Annotated in this window: 24 protein-coding genes; 13 read left to right on the top strand and 11 right to left on the bottom strand. The window is 50.0% G+C overall.

Annotation, left to right across the window (positions count from 1 at the left end; genetic code table 11):
- Nucleotides 1-6: 6 nt before the first annotated feature.
- The 10 genes from RTP97_RS05405 to RTP97_RS05360 all read right to left on the bottom strand — a co-directional run bounded on the left by RTP97_RS05405 (nucleotide 7) and on the right by RTP97_RS05360 (nucleotide 5,636).
- Nucleotides 7-1,320, bottom strand: coding sequence for a site-specific integrase (locus RTP97_RS05405; RefSeq protein ID WP_312411624.1), 1,314 nt, complete (start codon nucleotides 1,318-1,320; stop codon nucleotides 7-9).
- A 55-nt stretch (nucleotides 1,321-1,375) separates the two neighbouring features.
- A complete protein-coding gene (locus tag RTP97_RS05400; protein ID WP_312411623.1) occupies nucleotides 1,376-1,621 on the bottom strand; it encodes an excisionase family protein in 246 nt (81 codons plus the stop codon).
- Nucleotides 1,622-1,660: 39 nt separating this feature from the next.
- Nucleotides 1,661-2,524: an ORF6N domain-containing protein gene (locus tag RTP97_RS05395; protein ID WP_312411621.1), complete on the bottom strand. Its 864-nt coding sequence runs from the start codon at nucleotides 2,522-2,524 to the stop codon at nucleotides 1,661-1,663.
- A 10-nt stretch (nucleotides 2,525-2,534) separates the two neighbouring features.
- Nucleotides 2,535-3,053, bottom strand: coding sequence for a hypothetical protein (locus RTP97_RS05390; protein ID WP_312411706.1), 519 nt, complete (start codon nucleotides 3,051-3,053; stop codon nucleotides 2,535-2,537).
- A 107-nt stretch (nucleotides 3,054-3,160) separates the two neighbouring features.
- Nucleotides 3,161-3,382, bottom strand: a complete 222-nt coding sequence (locus RTP97_RS05385) for a hypothetical protein (protein ID WP_312411619.1) — start codon at nucleotides 3,380-3,382, stop codon at nucleotides 3,161-3,163.
- Nucleotides 3,354-3,761 (bottom strand): hypothetical protein, encoded by a 408-nt coding sequence (locus tag RTP97_RS05380; RefSeq protein ID WP_312411617.1) that lies wholly within the window; start codon nucleotides 3,759-3,761, stop codon nucleotides 3,354-3,356. Before RTP97_RS05380 ends, RTP97_RS05385 begins: the two co-directional genes overlap by 29 nt.
- A complete protein-coding gene (locus RTP97_RS05375) occupies nucleotides 3,754-3,975 on the bottom strand; it encodes a hypothetical protein (protein WP_312411615.1) in 222 nt (73 codons plus the stop codon). The genes RTP97_RS05380 and RTP97_RS05375 overlap by 8 nt, the downstream gene beginning before the upstream one ends.
- Nucleotides 3,976-4,151: 176 nt before the next feature.
- Entirely contained in the window at nucleotides 4,152-4,337 is a 186-nt protein-coding gene (locus tag RTP97_RS05370; RefSeq protein WP_312411613.1) for a hypothetical protein, read from the bottom strand.
- 183 nt (nucleotides 4,338-4,520) lie between these two features.
- The gene (locus RTP97_RS05365) at nucleotides 4,521-4,826 is read right to left on the bottom strand and encodes a hypothetical protein (protein WP_312411610.1); all 306 of its coding nucleotides are present in this window, start codon (nucleotides 4,824-4,826) and stop codon (nucleotides 4,521-4,523) included.
- Between the two features lie 177 nt (nucleotides 4,827-5,003).
- Complete coding sequence (locus tag RTP97_RS05360; RefSeq protein ID WP_312411608.1) at nucleotides 5,004-5,636, bottom strand: S24 family peptidase; 633 nt, start codon at nucleotides 5,634-5,636, stop codon at nucleotides 5,004-5,006.
- A gap of 105 nt (nucleotides 5,637-5,741) precedes the next feature.
- Here RTP97_RS05360 and RTP97_RS05355 point away from each other — a divergent pair, with 105 nt between their 5' ends.
- From RTP97_RS05355 to RTP97_RS05315, 9 genes are all read left to right on the top strand, one after another.
- Nucleotides 5,742-5,936 (top strand): helix-turn-helix transcriptional regulator, encoded by a 195-nt coding sequence (locus RTP97_RS05355; RefSeq protein WP_312411605.1) that lies wholly within the window; start codon nucleotides 5,742-5,744, stop codon nucleotides 5,934-5,936.
- Nucleotides 5,926-6,213 carry a hypothetical protein gene (locus RTP97_RS05350; protein ID WP_312411603.1) on the top strand — a complete coding sequence of 96 codons (288 nt, stop codon included), beginning with the start codon at nucleotides 5,926-5,928 and terminating at the stop codon, nucleotides 6,211-6,213. The genes RTP97_RS05355 and RTP97_RS05350 overlap by 11 nt, the downstream gene beginning before the upstream one ends.
- A gap of 439 nt (nucleotides 6,214-6,652) precedes the next feature.
- Nucleotides 6,653-8,263 (top strand): DEAD/DEAH box helicase, encoded by a 1,611-nt coding sequence (locus tag RTP97_RS05345; protein ID WP_312411600.1) that lies wholly within the window; start codon nucleotides 6,653-6,655, stop codon nucleotides 8,261-8,263.
- Nucleotides 8,260-8,757, top strand: coding sequence for an HNH endonuclease (locus RTP97_RS05340; protein ID WP_312411597.1), 498 nt, complete (start codon nucleotides 8,260-8,262; stop codon nucleotides 8,755-8,757). Before RTP97_RS05345 ends, RTP97_RS05340 begins: the two co-directional genes overlap by 4 nt.
- Before the next feature lie 37 nt (nucleotides 8,758-8,794).
- Nucleotides 8,795-9,727, top strand: a complete 933-nt coding sequence (locus tag RTP97_RS05335) for a toprim domain-containing protein (protein WP_312411704.1) — start codon at nucleotides 8,795-8,797, stop codon at nucleotides 9,725-9,727.
- Entirely contained in the window at nucleotides 9,727-10,587 is an 861-nt protein-coding gene (locus RTP97_RS05330) for a helix-turn-helix domain-containing protein (protein WP_312411594.1), read from the top strand. Before RTP97_RS05335 ends, RTP97_RS05330 begins: the two co-directional genes overlap by 1 nt.
- Nucleotides 10,584-11,381 carry an antitermination protein gene (locus tag RTP97_RS05325; protein ID WP_312411591.1) on the top strand — a complete coding sequence of 266 codons (798 nt, stop codon included), beginning with the start codon at nucleotides 10,584-10,586 and terminating at the stop codon, nucleotides 11,379-11,381. The genes RTP97_RS05330 and RTP97_RS05325 overlap by 4 nt, the downstream gene beginning before the upstream one ends.
- A 221-nt stretch (nucleotides 11,382-11,602) precedes the next feature.
- Nucleotides 11,603-12,646, top strand: coding sequence for a ParA family protein (locus tag RTP97_RS05320; RefSeq protein ID WP_312411589.1), 1,044 nt, complete (start codon nucleotides 11,603-11,605; stop codon nucleotides 12,644-12,646).
- Between the two features lie 341 nt (nucleotides 12,647-12,987).
- Complete coding sequence (locus RTP97_RS05315; protein WP_312411586.1) at nucleotides 12,988-13,473, top strand: HNH endonuclease; 486 nt, start codon at nucleotides 12,988-12,990, stop codon at nucleotides 13,471-13,473.
- Between the two features lie 112 nt (nucleotides 13,474-13,585).
- On the opposite strand, the gene RTP97_RS05310 is transcribed toward RTP97_RS05315, so the two are convergent.
- The gene (locus tag RTP97_RS05310) at nucleotides 13,586-13,783 is read right to left on the bottom strand and encodes a hypothetical protein (RefSeq protein ID WP_042395858.1); all 198 of its coding nucleotides are present in this window, start codon (nucleotides 13,781-13,783) and stop codon (nucleotides 13,586-13,588) included.
- 172 nt (nucleotides 13,784-13,955) lie between these two features.
- Between RTP97_RS05310 and RTP97_RS05305 the strand changes: the two genes are divergently transcribed.
- From RTP97_RS05305 to RTP97_RS05290, 4 genes are all read left to right on the top strand, one after another.
- Nucleotides 13,956-14,195, top strand: a complete 240-nt coding sequence (locus RTP97_RS05305; protein WP_042395855.1) for a class II holin family protein — start codon at nucleotides 13,956-13,958, stop codon at nucleotides 14,193-14,195.
- 6 nt (nucleotides 14,196-14,201) lie between these two features.
- A complete protein-coding gene (locus RTP97_RS05300) occupies nucleotides 14,202-14,699 on the top strand; it encodes a lysozyme (RefSeq protein ID WP_312411702.1) in 498 nt (165 codons plus the stop codon).
- A gap of 138 nt (nucleotides 14,700-14,837) precedes the next feature.
- Nucleotides 14,838-15,362: an HNH endonuclease gene (locus RTP97_RS05295; protein WP_312411581.1), complete on the top strand. Its 525-nt coding sequence runs from the start codon at nucleotides 14,838-14,840 to the stop codon at nucleotides 15,360-15,362.
- Nucleotides 15,359-15,724: a hypothetical protein gene (locus tag RTP97_RS05290; protein WP_312411580.1), complete on the top strand. Its 366-nt coding sequence runs from the start codon at nucleotides 15,359-15,361 to the stop codon at nucleotides 15,722-15,724. Before RTP97_RS05295 ends, RTP97_RS05290 begins: the two co-directional genes overlap by 4 nt.
- Nucleotides 15,725-15,737 lie beyond the last annotated feature (13 nt).

Genomic DNA, 15,737 nt, shown 5'->3' with positions numbered 1-15,737 from the left:
ACATAACTAACTTACTGATTTTAATAATGCTCTGGTGCTGCCTTGTTCGCTTTGGGGCATCTGTGGGGCAAAACTCGCAAGCTTCTGATTCAGCATGGCGATCTGCTCGTTACTGCTGTCAGCCATCCACGCACCGTACACATTGAAAACCATCTGTGCGCTCGCATGGCCCATCTGGCTGGCAATGAAGCTTGGGTTAGCGCCAGCTGACAGTGACCAACACGCGTACGTATGACGCGACTGATAAGCTTTTCTGTGTCTTATCCCTGCTCGCTTCTCCGCCGCGTCCCACAGGTCACCTATCGAATCCACTTTATAAACAAAGCCTACCTGATCACTTCGTCTGACTAACTGAGGGTTAAAGACAAATGTACATTCGTGGCTCTCCGTTCTGCCATACTCGCGCAGCTGCACATCAATCTGATGCTGCTTTCCTAGCCTGGTCATTTCTGCCTGATTCCTCAGAACGTTGATCGCCGGCTGGATAAGGTGTATGACCCTGTTTGTACTCGCCTCAGTTTTCGGTAGAGTGAATTCGCCCAGTTTTGTATAATTACGCCGGATTGTTATTGTCCCAGCTTCAAGATCGATATCCTCCCAGGCCAGGGAGGTCAGCTCCCCGTGACGAACACCTGTGTATACTGCGAGTGACCACAGGTTTTTCGTCTGCTGATGCCTGCACGCATCTATCAGGCGAATAAATTCGTCACGAGTTAGCGGATCTGGCTCTGCCCTGGCTTTTTTAAGAGGCTTAATTCCCACAAAGGGATTTGTCTCTAAGTAACCGTGATCCGCAGCAAACTGAAACATTCCGGCAATGGTTGTCATGTAATAATTCACGGTAACAACACTTCTTCCCTTCGCCGGGATCTTACCCTTCACTGGCGCTTGGTGACCGGTCAGCAAATCTTTCCTGATGTACAGCAGTTCCTCTTTGGTCACAGCTGACACGAGCCGATTACCCCCTATCCTGGGCACCACATTCCTTGCGACTGACTCATAACGGTTGAATGCGTTCGCGCAGATTTCCATCCTCTTCAGATCCAGCCACTTTTCTTTAAGCTCTTTCACTGTAATTTCTTTTTTACCCACCCCAAAAGTCTTGAGGTGAGGGGAGTCCGGAAACTGTGCAGCATACTCAAACGTTCCTGTGCGGATGGCAAAACATACTGACGTCCGCAGTTCCCCGGCGATCTTCCTGTTCTTAGCGGTGTCAGGGACACCGAGACTTTCCCTGACACGCTTACCTTTAAAATTAAACCAGATGCGCAATGTTCCACCGTGGTTTTCGACGCCTGTTGGATATGTGACTTTATCCATTGACTCCTCCAGACGCCCAAGAGCGATATGAGCTTACCTTGTTCATGGCATCAAATCACCCAGGCTGTTTGTTTTTCATCGAAGCGACCCATGCATCGACCGCTTTCCGGTTATACATGCACTCGCTGGATGGTTTCGGGATTCCGTCTGGCGATACGTGAATATATTCCCGCCCGACCATCCAGCACTCCTTTCTGGCCCTGAGGATGGTTCCGGGCTTAAGCCCGGTAACCGCAATCAGGACGCTTTCACAAACCCACTCGTTAGGGGTCAGGAGAACGATCTCAGCAGCATTACGCATGATTCACCTCACAAATCTTGCAGAAGGTAATTTTGGTAATCATTTCTTCTCCGGTGTGTAAATCGCTTTGTCATGGCAAAGTTCACCGTTCCAGCTCTTTTTCATTGGCAGTTCACCTTTCATATACAGCTGAAAGAGCCGGTGACACCCTTTCTCTAGCAGCACAGGTGTGAACCTGGTGAAAGTTTCTTTCCCGTGCGGAGTGATCTGCGTCTGGTCTTCTGTCAGGTATTTATCGCGGGCGTAGGAGGCAACGCGCCAGCGCGGATCTTTTTCCGGGTCGCGTTGCTCGTTGAACACCCAGTCACGCTCAAATGCCCACCACAACATTTTGCTGATGTTGACGCCGTTCAGCGCCTTGCAGAATGCCGGGATCGTCATGCCTTTGGTGAAATGCTTCTCCAGACTTTCGACGGTAGCACTGAGGGTTTTGGTTTCCAGTGCAGCGGCCTCGGCGCGTTCTTCGGCCTCAATGACCATTAGCGCCAGTTCTTTACGGCTAAGTGTCAGCGGTGAAGTTGGTGCTGCGATAGAGTCACGCTGGCTGAAGTAAAATTCCACCAGGTCCTCGTGATATCCCCATGCCTGATCCGTCTCCAGAATTTTTGCGTGGTTTGCTGCGCCGCGCTCGGTCCAAAGACGAAGGCGGGGAGTGCGTTTATCAACTACCCCTCTAAATGAGGGGGAGCTCTTCAGAGTCTGAAGTTCTTCACCTTCGACATCGAAATAATGTTTTCCCTCAGTAAAGCGAGTTTGGTTGCGTGAGAAGTTATTGCTGATCATCTTCTCTGTGGCCATATACCCTGCTGCCAGCTGCTCGGTGGTTACGACACGCTGACCGCGATACTCGATGATCTGAAGGTCATGAGCAGCTACGGGTGCCAGTTCAGTTTTCAGGGGCATAAATTACTCCTCAGTGCATAACCGGCATGCCTGGCATACCTTCGGTCTGAATATGTTCAATAAAGCTGTCGTGCAGCAGATTGAGAGCTTCGCGGCCCATAGCCGAAAGCCTGAAGCCGTGTTCATCGTCCGTCACGAGCATGTCCTGGTACATGCGCAGCGCCAGTTCCTGCCCAACCTTCAGGCTATATTTTTGAATGGCGCAGCCTTCAACATGATTTGCGAGGTTGAACCGCTCCGGTGCAGGGTAGACACTAATGGCACCGTGCTTGCCGGAAAAGATCACAGCAGTGTCAATCCCGCCTTGCTCGTTGGCTATGTCAATGGTTCCGTTTTTTTCCCGTTCTTCGGTAATGAAGACGGCAACCAGTAACCAGCGCCAGATAATGATTTCTTTCTCAATACCCAGGCTAATCCAGCCGTTTTCTACCGCTTCCATAATGCAGGCCAGCAGCTCCATGCCATCCGGGATTCGTTTGTCATAATGACCTTTATCGAGCTGGCGAACGGCCGCGGAATACCCAATCACTCGGTTCCCAAAACGGATACCGGTTGATGTCGGTTCTGGATACACCACCGCTGGATCTCCGTGTTCCTCTAGCGCTGGTTGAACCATGTTGATGTTGTGCTTATCCTTCATTTTCCGTCCTTAACTTTGCTATATCGTTCGTGACTCATTACTTCCCAGTTCCGTCCGCCGTCTCGGGAAAGTAGCCGCCATCGCAAGTTCACCCTCAGACTGAGGTAGCCGGTACGTCGCATTCGCCGCGGCAAAATGCGCTGCTGCCGGAACTGCAAGAGCACCTTCACCGCCTGCAGGTGGATCCGCTCAGGAATTCGTATCGCAGTCAGTGCCATCAGCTGCCTCCCCTTCCTGATCCTCCATTTTCGGAGCCTCCACTTTTTGTTTTTTGACGAACTCCACCAGCTCAGAAATAAGCTCGTCGATTAACTCCTTCCCGCTTTCTGTGAGGAACTCACCGCTGCCATTAACATCAACAGAGCTGCTGTAAATTCCCTTAATAGCTTTTACGCCTTCGACATTTCCGCACTCACTGATCGCGAGCCTTTCGAATTTTCGTAATAATCCATCGAGATGAATCTCTGTTAACTCGACCGTGTTAATACCGCCTTTGTTAAGCTTGATAATGAGGAAACTACTGCCAGTTTTACGCTGGTGGCGTAATAACGCAGCCTTTAAAATTCGTCGGCGATAAGTGCTAATTAAATTATTCATTGCGCTGTTCCTCCTCTAAACTCATAACTATTCCTTCCTCTTTTTCAGTCCAGTCATGAATATCAGTGGCTAGATCATAAACAAGAGCGCAAATCGTTTTAAGTTGGAAGTGGTCGAGCTTTTCGTGATATTCAAATAATGTTTGTGATAGACCCGCTAGTTGCTCAGCTTTGATATTCACATACTGAACATCTTGTCTTTTTAATGCGCTCATGATTACTGCCCATATGCTTTTTTAAGATGAAGCATTGCGATATCCCAGTAACCTAATTGGGCGAGAATTGAAGCTGATTTGAATGCTGACTTATCTTTCATTTCCTTCACTCCGGTTTTTAGGGTGAGATGATTCGCAGCTGTTAAGCTGTTATTTAATTGAACGCTATAGAATTTCTATTTTTTCAGAGAATTGAGCTTGATATCAGCCTCGTTAATTGCCTCTTCTACACCTTCCAGAAGCGTGATTACAGAAGATATCAACGAACATTCATAGTCATCACGCGGACTCTCCAGCCACACGCCCAGAACTGCTTCAGCTTGTTTAACGCGGTTCCTAGCCGCCAGTAAACAGATAGACATTACTTAGCCCCTCTCTGAGAGTGCTCTTCAAGCAACCAGCAATACACTTCACCCGCAAGACGCCGCGTCAGTGTAACGACAGAGATCAGCTGAGCATCATTCATCTCGTCCGGGCAGCTTTCTAGCATTGCTAATATCGTTTCTATTTGACAGGACTTTTCGATAGCCTGCTCGATTGATATTTCATGCGCCATTTTTACCATCCTTCAATCCAGAATAATAAGATGCAGAATTAAGTATTTTATTTGTCGCTAATCCTATCTCAGCTAGATCAGCAATGACGCCTGAAAGATTTCTTATTTCATCTTTTTTATTTTCCTCTTCGGAAATTTCAAAAATTCTCAGGCTAATAAAATTTATCGCATCTAAGATTGATATGCTTTTACTTTCACAATCGCTGGCGACTTCGTCATATTGAATCCCTGAGCAATCAGTTTCATACCGAAAATCGGGAAGACTTACTACCTGGTAAAATTTCCTTGTGCTCATCTTTATGCCTTGGTCAGTTAGGATGATTAAATCATACAGCTAAAACTGTAATTTAGGCAACAGATAAAACTGTAAAATTGCTGTGATTTTACATATGTAATTGTATTTCATCGCCATTTAATTTTGAGAAGACAAAAAAAACCGGCATAGCCGGTTTTCATACCTGAGGAAGATGCCTTAGCGCTTTCTGCGATAAATCCGGTGTTCCACCATAACTCCGATGATGGTTAGTGGCTGGATATCACTGTTTATTACAGGGTAATCATCGTTGAGAGGGACAAGTTCAAAATGCTGACAGCCTTGCATGTCAGTAAAAGTTGGGCGGTATTTTTTAAATGTAGCTTCGTTACCACCATTTTTAGCCACTACAAACTCTCCCGGGCAAGGCTCAAGCTCAGGATCAACGATTATAATATCGCCATCTTTGAAATCAGGCTCCATAGAGTCACCCTCGATACGAAGCCCAAAACTAAACTCAGACAACTCAGAGTCTGTAAGAATGTACTCGAAGCTGCCGTCAAAGGCCTCTATTGGTGGCTTTTCTGCAAGCGCTCCTGCCTGAACGTAGCTGATCAATGGAACTCTCCTGCTGTTCACCTCTGAGATCGGCTTGAATGCACCGCCATTCATAAGCCAGTTGGCATCACAGCGTAGCGCTTTCGCGATGCCAATGATGTTGCGTGGTTTTAGGGTCTTCCCATCCTCAATACTTTGCCATGACTGCTGGCGTATCCCGGCAAGTTCTGCTGCTTCTGTTTGGGTGAGCCCAAGCTCAATCCTTTTTTGTTTTACCCGCTCTGCCAATCCCATGCGACTGCCCCTGTAAATAATTTTATTAATATTTACAGCTTAAACTGTATTTGACAAACAGTAAATTCTGTAGAAATATACAGATAAAACTGTGAGGTGTTTACGATGAATCTCGCTCATCGAGTTAAGCAAAAACGAGCTGAGTTAAGCCTGTCTCAGACCCAACTAGCTCAAAAGGTAGGTATGCGGCAGCAATCGATACAGGCGATTGAGTCTGGAGAAACCAAAAGACCACGTCTTCTTATTGAGCTGGCCGCAGCGCTTGGATGTGAAGCTCACTGGTTGCTTTATGGAGAATGATTTTTTTAAGGCACAACTGTCTATGCCGGACATATGCAGCCAGGCAGATGCAGAGTGGATACAGCAGCAGCTGCTGATCCTGACACCAGCTGCAAGGCCAAAAGCAGTTCAACGATATGCAGCGGTGTATCAGGAAGCGTTAGACGCTGAGCCCGTAAGTTTCCGCAAGGAGAACCGGGCCAGGCATGAGGCAAATACCCGGCTCCGTCTTTTTGTGAAGAACCAGGGCAGGGCTTTGCAGGGGTATACCGCCGAACCGCCCCTGGCAGGAGCGTAACAGCACTCCTAATAGTTTCGGGTTTAAAGGTACCCGAACAGAGCAGGCTTAAAGGTGCCTGTTCAGGTTGGAAAGCGCCTTACCCGATTCCTCATGTGTACTAGGGAAATAGTACGTTTTTATGGGGAAGAGGGAAAGGGGGGTAAGGGGGGATTGGGTGCAGGGGTAGGAATAGGGCCTTTTCCAACAGGAGAGATCCATAGGTTAGGTAGATCCCAGTCTTAAGGGCTAAACCAAAAAAGCCGCCAGTACCAGCAAGATAGTACACAGGCTGAAGGCGCAGAGAATTGAGGAAGGTTCTTCCTGGAAGAGTGCTTTTCAGGGGGAGCTGGTTCAGAAAGGGGGCCGGCAACCTTAGGGGAGGCTGCCAGCCATGTGAGGAGGTATCCATGAACACCACATCACAAAATTATTATCTCATTACCACGGGGGCAGCACAATGCAGCTGACTATCACACCGAACTTTGCACAGGAGCGCGCGCTGAACATGTTGCGCCGTGACTGGAAGGCACACGACACCTTCATGGTGTACTCGCCGACCGGTAGCGGTAAAACAGGACTGGCTGCCTTCATCGTTGCCGGGTTCGTCAGCCGTGGTATGCGTGTTCTTTTCTGCGCGCCGTACACCATTTTGATTGAGCAGACAGCCATCCGCTTTGTGGAATATGGCTTGCCTGGTGATGAGATTGGCTATATCTGGGCTGATCATCCGAATCATGATCCGTCTCTCAAAATCCAGATTGCCAGTGCTGACACGCTGATCCGTCGCGTTTTCCCGGAAGACATCGATCTGCTGATTATCGACGAAGCGCACCTGCGTAAAAAACGCATCCTGCAGGACATTGAACGGCTGCGCGCCAGCGGGGTGAAGGTCATTGGTTTGTCGGGCACACCATTCTCCCCGTTCCTGGGTAATTACTATGACCGCCTCATCAAACCGACCACTATAGGCGAGCTTATCCAGCGCGGTGACTTAAGCAAATATGAGTTCTACGCACCGACTAAGCCAGATCTGAAAGGCGTCAAAACTAAGCCATCATTGGAGTACGGCAGCGACTATAACGAGGCCCAGCTGGCCGAGATCATGTGCGGCTCGACGCTGGTGGGCGATATCGTCCAGAACTGGCTGGAGAATGGCCGTGACCTGCCGACAATCGCGTTCTGCGTGAACGTAGCCCACGCCAATTTTCTCACCATCCAGTTTAATCAGGCTGGCGTAAATGCCGAGGTAATGACCGCTGACACCCCGGTCGACGAACGCCAAACCATCATTCACCGCTTCGAAACAGGCGCAACGAAAATCATAGTCAGCGTAGGCGTGCTGGTGGCCGGGTTCGACAGCGATGTTCGCTGCATCATCTATGCCAGGCCAACCAAAAGCGAGATTCGCTGGCTGCAGGCGCTCGGGCGTGGGCTACGCACCGCCCCTGGAAAAGAGTCCTGCCTCATCTTTGATCACAGCGGCACCGTTCACCGCCTGGGCTATCCGGATTCTATCGAATATGACGATCTTCCCGGTAAATCTGACGGCATGGAGGAAAGCGCGCGCCGCGCAGCTGAGGAACGCGAAGAGAAGCTGCCGCACGAATGCTCACAATGCCACTACATGAAACCAGTTGGTGTCTACGTCTGCCCGAAGTGCGGCCATAAGCCGCTGGCAGGCGAGGACATTGACACCGACACCGGGCGCAAGCTGAAAAAGTTGGGTAAGGACAAGCCGCAGCCGACGAAGGCCGAGAAGCAAGCTTGGTGGAGTCAGATCAAGTTTTACCAGAAACAGCGCGAATCCCTTGGCAAAACACCGGTAAGCGATGGCTGGTGTAAGCACACGTTTCATGAACGTTTCGGGGAGTGGCCACGCGGACTGAGCGACTATCCGATGGACATTACCCCCACGGTTTCGAACTTCATCAAGCACAAGCAGATTGCTTTTGCGAAGGGTAAGTCCAGACGCATGGAGGAGGCTCAGAAATCGGAGGCTCCCGCGTCAATTCATCAGGCACAGAAAGTGATTAGCGACATCAGGCAGCAGTTAGGGAAACGAGTATGAAGCGCTTAAGTCAGGCGGAAGTAAAACGCCTCCTCCATTACTCAGCAGACACAGGTGTGTTTACCTGGCTCATTAAGCCCAGCTATTGCGTCAATGCTGGTGATGTTGCCGGGACCACATGCACGAATGGGTATGTGAATATTTTGATTAAGAGGAAGCGATATAAAGCCCACCGATTGGCGTGGCTGTATATGACGGGAAGAATGCCCGAATTTGTAGACCACGAGAATGGTAAACGTGACGACAACCGCTGGGAGAACTTGCGCGAGTGTGACCCTCAGCAGAACGCTATTAATGCCAAATTACGGGCGGATAACAAGAGCGGGGTTAAGGGCGTTTACTGGAGCGATAAAAGCTGTAAATGGATCGCTCAAGCTAACTGCAATGGTAAGCGTTTCTTCCTTGGCCGGTTTAATGATTTAACGGCGGCCATCAGCGCACGGGAAGATTTTGTTAAGAACAACTTTGATTTGAGGTTTTATCGTGAGAACTAATCTCAAAACTGCAGAAGCAGCAAAGGGCCAGTGGGCCATGATTTTCGAGCATTACGGACTGCCACCAATCACCGGGAAAAACCACTTCAGGGGGAAGTGCCCGGTATGTGACTCGATTGGCAAATTCCGTATCGATGATCGTGATGGAGCTGGCACCTGGATCTGTACGTGCGGCAGCGGCGACGGTATGAAACTGGTGACCACCACCCAGGGCAAACCCTTTAACCAGATCTGCAAGGAAATCGATCAGCTCATTGGCAACAGCTTCACGCGGGAAAAGCTGCCTGAAACCAGCAGCGCCACCAGCATGCGAACCAGGGTGCTCAGCAAATTTGCAAAGCTTACCGCCTTGCGCGGCACTTCCGGCGCCCAGTACCTCAATGCACGCGGCATTTACCAGCTTCCAGCAGAAGCTATTCGCTTCAACGATAAGCAGCGTCATAACGGTCTGGTTTTCCAGTCTCTCTATTCACTGGCTACCGACGACAAAGGGGAGCTTTGCTATCTCCATCAGACGTTGCTCGACGGGGCCAGAAAGGCAGACATCGGGACCAGCGCCAAACGCCTCAAGTCCCTGCAGGAGGATAATTATCTGGATCACGCCCGCTCTGTGGCAATCCGAATGTTTCCGGTGGCCAGCACGCTGGGTATCGCTGAAGGGATCGAGACAGCGCTATCTGCGCACCAGATTTACAAGGTGAACACCTGGGCGACCATCAACAGCGGATTCATGAAGAAATTCCGCGTGCCGGCCGGCGTCAGGCACCTGATTATTTTTGCCGATCGTGATGAGAACAGCGCTACCGGGCTGGCCGCGGCGTACGAGTGTGCCCATGCCAATCTGCTGGCAAAGAATGACCTTCAACAGGTAAGCGTCTACTGGCCGGATCACGATGACTTCAACAACATGCTCATGAACGGCGATCAGGTTCGTGAACTGGTTTTTTACAAGAAAAAGGCGGCTGCATAATGCGTACAGACAATATCGAACATAAAGCACTTTTCACCATCCCGACGGCAACGCACAGCACCACCCTGGCGAACATCAAGCCACTGCCTGAGCAGCGTAAAATTACCGGCGATAAGCAGACAGACGCCTATCTCTGGGTGCTGGAGGTCATCCGAATGAACGAACCGGCACACCTGGACGCAGCCGAAGCCGCGCTGGAGAAAATCACGATCACACCAAAGGAGGCCGAGAAACGATATTCCCGCTACCTGCTGGCGAACCGCGTTGATCCGTTCGTGGCTGCGTTCGGCACTATCGGCATGGATAACCCGGCGCGAACTATTGAGAAAGCACGGGAGAATATCAAGAAGGCGGCAGGAGTCCGCGCTACGTTCGGCAGCTACGAAGCGGCGCTGGAAGACGTGGAGGCAGAACGGATCATCAAAACGTCGCCGAAATATGTAAAAGGGTACGACTTCGGCTGGTCTGCCGAAGAAATGGAAGCCGGGCATATTAGCGGTCATCGCATTTTTGAAATTGACGATCAGCGGCGCGCGATGGTGGGCGGTTACTGTGACGTTTTGCCGGAGCCCCACACACTTTCTGATGTGGTTCGCGAACTGGTTTACTGGGACTGGCTTTATCGTGAGCGTGATTGCGCTGCCCGTGAACTGGGACATGAATACGGCTACTCGGAGCACCACAATTCTGTTTATGATCGTGAAAACTACCTGGAGAAATTGCTGTCCTCCATCAAGCCGGTAACACGAGCTGAAGCTGTCGAGGTCTGTATCTGGCTGCTGGCGAATGAGAGAACCGAATATATGGAAAATGGCGGCGCGGCGATCATCCTTAATCTGGTAGGGGAGTGTGAAGAATGAAGCTGGAAGCATCACTCAAACACTTCAGCCCCCAGGGCATGCACATCAGCGACAGCGTGAAGGGCACCTCGCCGGATCGCGTCACCGGCACAGATATCATGGCAGCCATCGGCACCACCAGTAGCCGCGCCCGGTTCGGTCTGGCGGCATACTTCGGAAAGGCCGGGATCAGCAAAACGGATGAGCAGCTGGCGGTTCAGGCGCTCGCGCGGCATGCGATGGAAGCAGCCCCGAAGAATGTGCGCAAAGCAGCTGGTGGCGAGTTCGGCTGGTGCATGCAACTGCTGGCGCAATTTGCCTTCGCTGAATATGCCCGCTCGGCGGCCACCAGCGTGACATGTCACAGCTGCGACGGTACCGGTTTGACGTCACGCTATGAGGATGTGATCAAACATCCCGGCATTATTGATGCTGACGGTGTGCCGGTGGTGGCCCCGAAGATTAAGCATGAGCTGGTGAAGCACACCTGCGCATCGTGCGGCGGAAAGGGCGTCGTTCACGCCCGGTGCCGCTGCGGCGGCAAAGGCGAAGTGCTCGATCGTGTAGCGACAAAGGAGAAGGGCGCGCCGGTATTCAAAACCTGTGAGCGCTGTTCTGGGAATGGCTTCTCGTCTGTACCCTCGACCGCTGCGCACAAAGTGATTCTTAAGCGTCTGCCGAATCTGCATGTGAGGACATGGACCCGTAACTGGAAACCGTTTCTTGCTGATCTTGTTGATAAATGCTGGCAGGAAGAGCATCAAGCAGACACTGCTTTTCAAAATGCAACAACCCTCCATCAGAGTGAGAGCTAAAAGCGGCCGGAAAATACGCTCGATTGACTAAAGGTTGCAGAGATGCGGCCTTTTTTGATCGCTCTACCAGAAGCTCCTGCAAAAAAACACAGCCCCTGCATCTTAAACATAAACCTGCAAATTAATTAAATACCTGCAATTAATTTCAAAACCTGCACATTTTTGTTGATCCTGCACTTTTGTGGTGATTAAATGCTATTCGTCGATATGAGGAGATGATTATGTCAGGTTTGGTAGATGATGTGCTTGCCCGCTATGCTCAGGTTGTAGAGCATGGCTATGTCGCAACAGGTGGACCTCGTTTTAAAAGCTATGCTGTATCCAATCTTAGGGGAGGCGTCGGTAAATCTACGATGACTTTCAACTTGGCATACGAGATTTCTCGCATCAATTCGGTTCTTGTTGCTGACCTTTGCCCACAATGCAACCTGACGGAAACGATCCTGAAGGGAGCTAATGCTAAAGTTACAGTTGCTCATGCTTTAACACCTAAAATGTTAGGTCCAGCATTTGGTGATAAGCCAGACGATATTTCATATCGCGTAAGCAATTACATCGAAGATTTCAAAGGCGGAAAGGCTTGCTATGCAATTCCTGGAGACCCTGAGCTATTTGCTTTCCCCTCAAGCATGTATCAGCAACTTCAGGTGGCATTATCTCGAGGAGAGCCAAGAGCCGTCGCTACGCTTCTTACCTCCCTTCATTCGATCATGAAAGAGGAGGCCGTTGAGAAAAAATGCGAAATTCTCTTAATGGATACAAGCCCGTTTTATGCAGGTGGGACACACCTTGCTTGGTGCGCCGCTGAAGCACTAATCATTCCTGTTCGAGTTGACGAGCATTCTATCGAATCTCTTAATTTGACACTGGATATGCTGTCACGCACTGATAAAGACTTCCAGATGTGGAATAGCCGCGCCGGAGGTTTATCCTCACCTAAAGTCGCAGCAATCGTTATGACGATGGCTGGATCAAAAAGCAAACTGTCATCAACACCGGGCAAAGCATCGCAAATGTATATCGAGCGAGCTGTTAAGATTGCTGATAAATATAAGCATCTATTTGCCGATGAAGATGTAAGCAAAGCTTTTGTTGTAACCGATGATTTCGTTTCCAGTGGTCAAATTAGTGGTGCCGAAGGTATCCCAATCTCTCAGCTTAAGGTTGGTAGATTCCATACCGTAAGTGAAGGCAAGCGATTGCAGGTTAACCAATCAGTTACGCGATACCAGAAACAATTGAGGTATCTCGCAAGCATCCTCTAAAACAACCCGGCCACCGCGCCGGGTTTTTTGTATCACCTCACCTTTTGAGGACTTGCTCCTATGGGTTTAACTTTTTCAATATCAAAGCTTGATTTTGTCCGAAGTTGTCGTGTAAGCTTCAAATTATGGAGTATATCGCCTACAGATAATTCACTCTGAAAAGCCCGCCACGTTGCGGGTTTTTTTGTATCCGCATTTCCCGCGCACCGCCCGCGCGTTCATCACGTCGAACCAATCCATTTGAAATGAGCCTTTGAGGAAGTCAGTCAGCGCTGGCGAGCCTCGACGGGCTGATTTTCTGTGCGGCAAAGGTTCATTTCAAAGTAAGGCACACGCATATCATGAGCATCACGCAAGAACGGCTGAAAGAGGTTCTGAAGTATGAGCCTTTGACTGGTTTATTTGTTTGGATAAAACGTACAGGTCCACGGTCTATGCCCGGTAAAATAGCTGGTAACGCTGATACCCACGGCTATGTTCAGATAATGATCGATAAGAAATTAATCTTCGCTCATCGTTTGGCTTTTCTGTATATGGATGGCGCGTTGCCGCCGGATGATAAGTGTGTTGACCATATCAATGGTAATCCCAAAGATAACCGATGGGATAACTTACGTGTTGTCACCCGATTTGCTAATCAGCAGAACAGGCACAAAGCCCGAAAAGGGGCGAAGTCTAAGCTGATCGGAGCCAACTGGTGCAAGGCTCGTGGTGTATGGCGTTCGGCTATCATCATCAACGGGCAACGCAAAAATCTTGGTAGTTTCAAAACTGCAGAGCTGGCCAATCAAGCTTACATGAAAGCGAAAGCTGAAATGTGTCGTTAACGCCTGCACGAACACAAACCCGCCGCCGAGCGGGTTTTTTATGTCCCGCGCCACGCTCGGCGCATTTCAACCATAGACCCTTTCAGAGGTGAGCCTTTGGTTAGTTTGCTGTTTAATTAGAAGTATCTATTACCCACTTTAAAGCTGATTCATAAAGCAAAATTTCTTCTACCGAAGCACTGCTTTCATAGATAGCCACATACTTATTTGTGAGAAATTTGATAAGCAATTCTTTGCTTATTTCTTGCTCCGGGTCTGACTGGAAGATGTCAATGACAGCTCTCCCAATAATCCAGTCTTCATCATTCATGCCAATTCCAGTATGAGAAAAAGGCATCATGACCCTATTCCTACTGTATTGACAGGATTATCACGAAATAAGTCTCTGTGTTCCTTTGAAAATCAGAAGAGCAGGCGTGAATTCTTATGCCTGAAACCCTTTTTACTACTCCCAGCACCCCGACCCATCGGAGGTGAGAGATATGTCCCATATGAGCAAACTCGTAACCGGTGTCGCGCTCGGCACGTCCGGCGGCACAATCCTGAACGGTGTTCTGACAAAGCTAAGTCCTGATGAATGGAGCGCCGTCGGTGTACTGGCTGGTATCGCGGGCATCATCATAACCGGGCTGGTTAACTGGTACTTTAAGCGCAAGGTAACGAACGCCCAGGTCAAAGCGCTGGAGAAGTACGGCCCCGCAGTCAAAGTCGGAGATGATTAAATGCCAATGACCAGCCGCCTGCGTAACAAACTCATCGCCGCCGCTGGTGGCGGTGCAATGCTGATCGCCTCCCTTTTCCTAGGCGGGCAGGATGGCGTCGAAGGGCGCAAGTATGTGCCCTATAAAGACGTCGCCGGGGTGTGGACTGTCTGCGATGGTCATACGGGCCGGGATATCGTGAGAGGGAAGACCTACACCGATCGCGAATGTGACAACCTGCTGTGGAAAGACCTGCAGCCAGCCAAAAAGACGGTTGATAGTCTGGTCAAAGCCCCGCTTAACGAGTATCAGCGCGCCGCGCTCTACAGCTTCGTCTTTAACGTCGGCTCTGACGCTTTCTCAAAGTCCACGCTGCTGCGCAAGCTCAACCGTGGTGATCATGCCGGAGCGTGCGAAGAGATGCGCCGCTGGGTTTACGCTGGGAAGCAGAAATGGGCTGGACTTATTAACCGTAGAGAAATGGAAAGATCGCTTTGTATTGGCGATTTCGACGTGAAGAAATAATTCCCTCATAGCGCCATGCCCGGCGCTTTCACGCAGAGCCTTTCAGAAACGAACCTTGGAGAATCACCGCTATAGGCGGCGGCCTCTCTGCGGGCGGTGCTTCTGGGCAACGAGGCTCGTTTTTGAAAGGTAATACGCATGAAAATATCCCAGAGTCAGTTAATGGATAACTTTGCTTACCACGATGACATTGGCCGATTTGTATGGAAAGTTGCAAAGGGGTGGGTAAAACCGGGCAGAATTGCCGGCACCGCAAACGGAGATAACGGATATCGGTATATCAAGCTAAACGGGGTGCATTACCTTGAGCACAGAATGGTTTGGTTGTATGTCCACGGATGTCTGCCCGAGGGTGAGATTGACCATATTAATGGTGATAAGAAAGACAATAGAATTGAAAATCTGCGGCAATGCACGCGGTCTCAAAATGAGATTAATAAAGGCTTGTCTAGCGCAAATACGAGCGGATGCAAAGGAGTCAGCTGGCACGCACAAAGCAAAAAATGGCGCGCCAGACTCAAGGTGAACAAAAAGGAAGTCCACCTAGGTACATTCGAAAACAAGGCTGATGCTGAGTTAGCTTATAAATCATACCTGCAAAAGACGCATGGTGATTTCTTAAAGGCGGGAGCTCTCGATGTGTCTGGCGGAGAGCAAACATGACCTTTAGCTTCCGAACGGTTCTGCTGATCGCTCTCGTGGTGATCCTGCTTGCTATTGGCTATGGCGAGCTACGTTACCGGAATGGCTGGTACGCGCACGCCGACCACATTAACGCCCTGGCTGCCGATAAGCGCACCAAAGCAGAAAAGGCGATTCAGCCGGTCGAGCAGAAGGCCGCGCAGGCCAGCGACGAAGGCCGGATCATCTACCGAACCATAACCCGCGACGTGGTGAAATATGTCCAGGATCCGAATCGTACTGTGTGCCAGTTTGACGATGCTGCTGTGCAGCTGCGCCAGCGTGCCATCGACGCTGCCAACTCCATCAGCGGATTTGATGCAGGAACCGTGCAAGGGAAGTGATGCTGGAAAGGAC

The sequence above is a fragment of the Pseudescherichia sp. genome, from assembly GCF_031998825.1.
GTDB lineage: Bacteria > Pseudomonadota > Gammaproteobacteria > Enterobacterales > Enterobacteriaceae > Pseudescherichia.
This window is presented reverse-complemented; position numbering and strand designations above follow the sequence as displayed.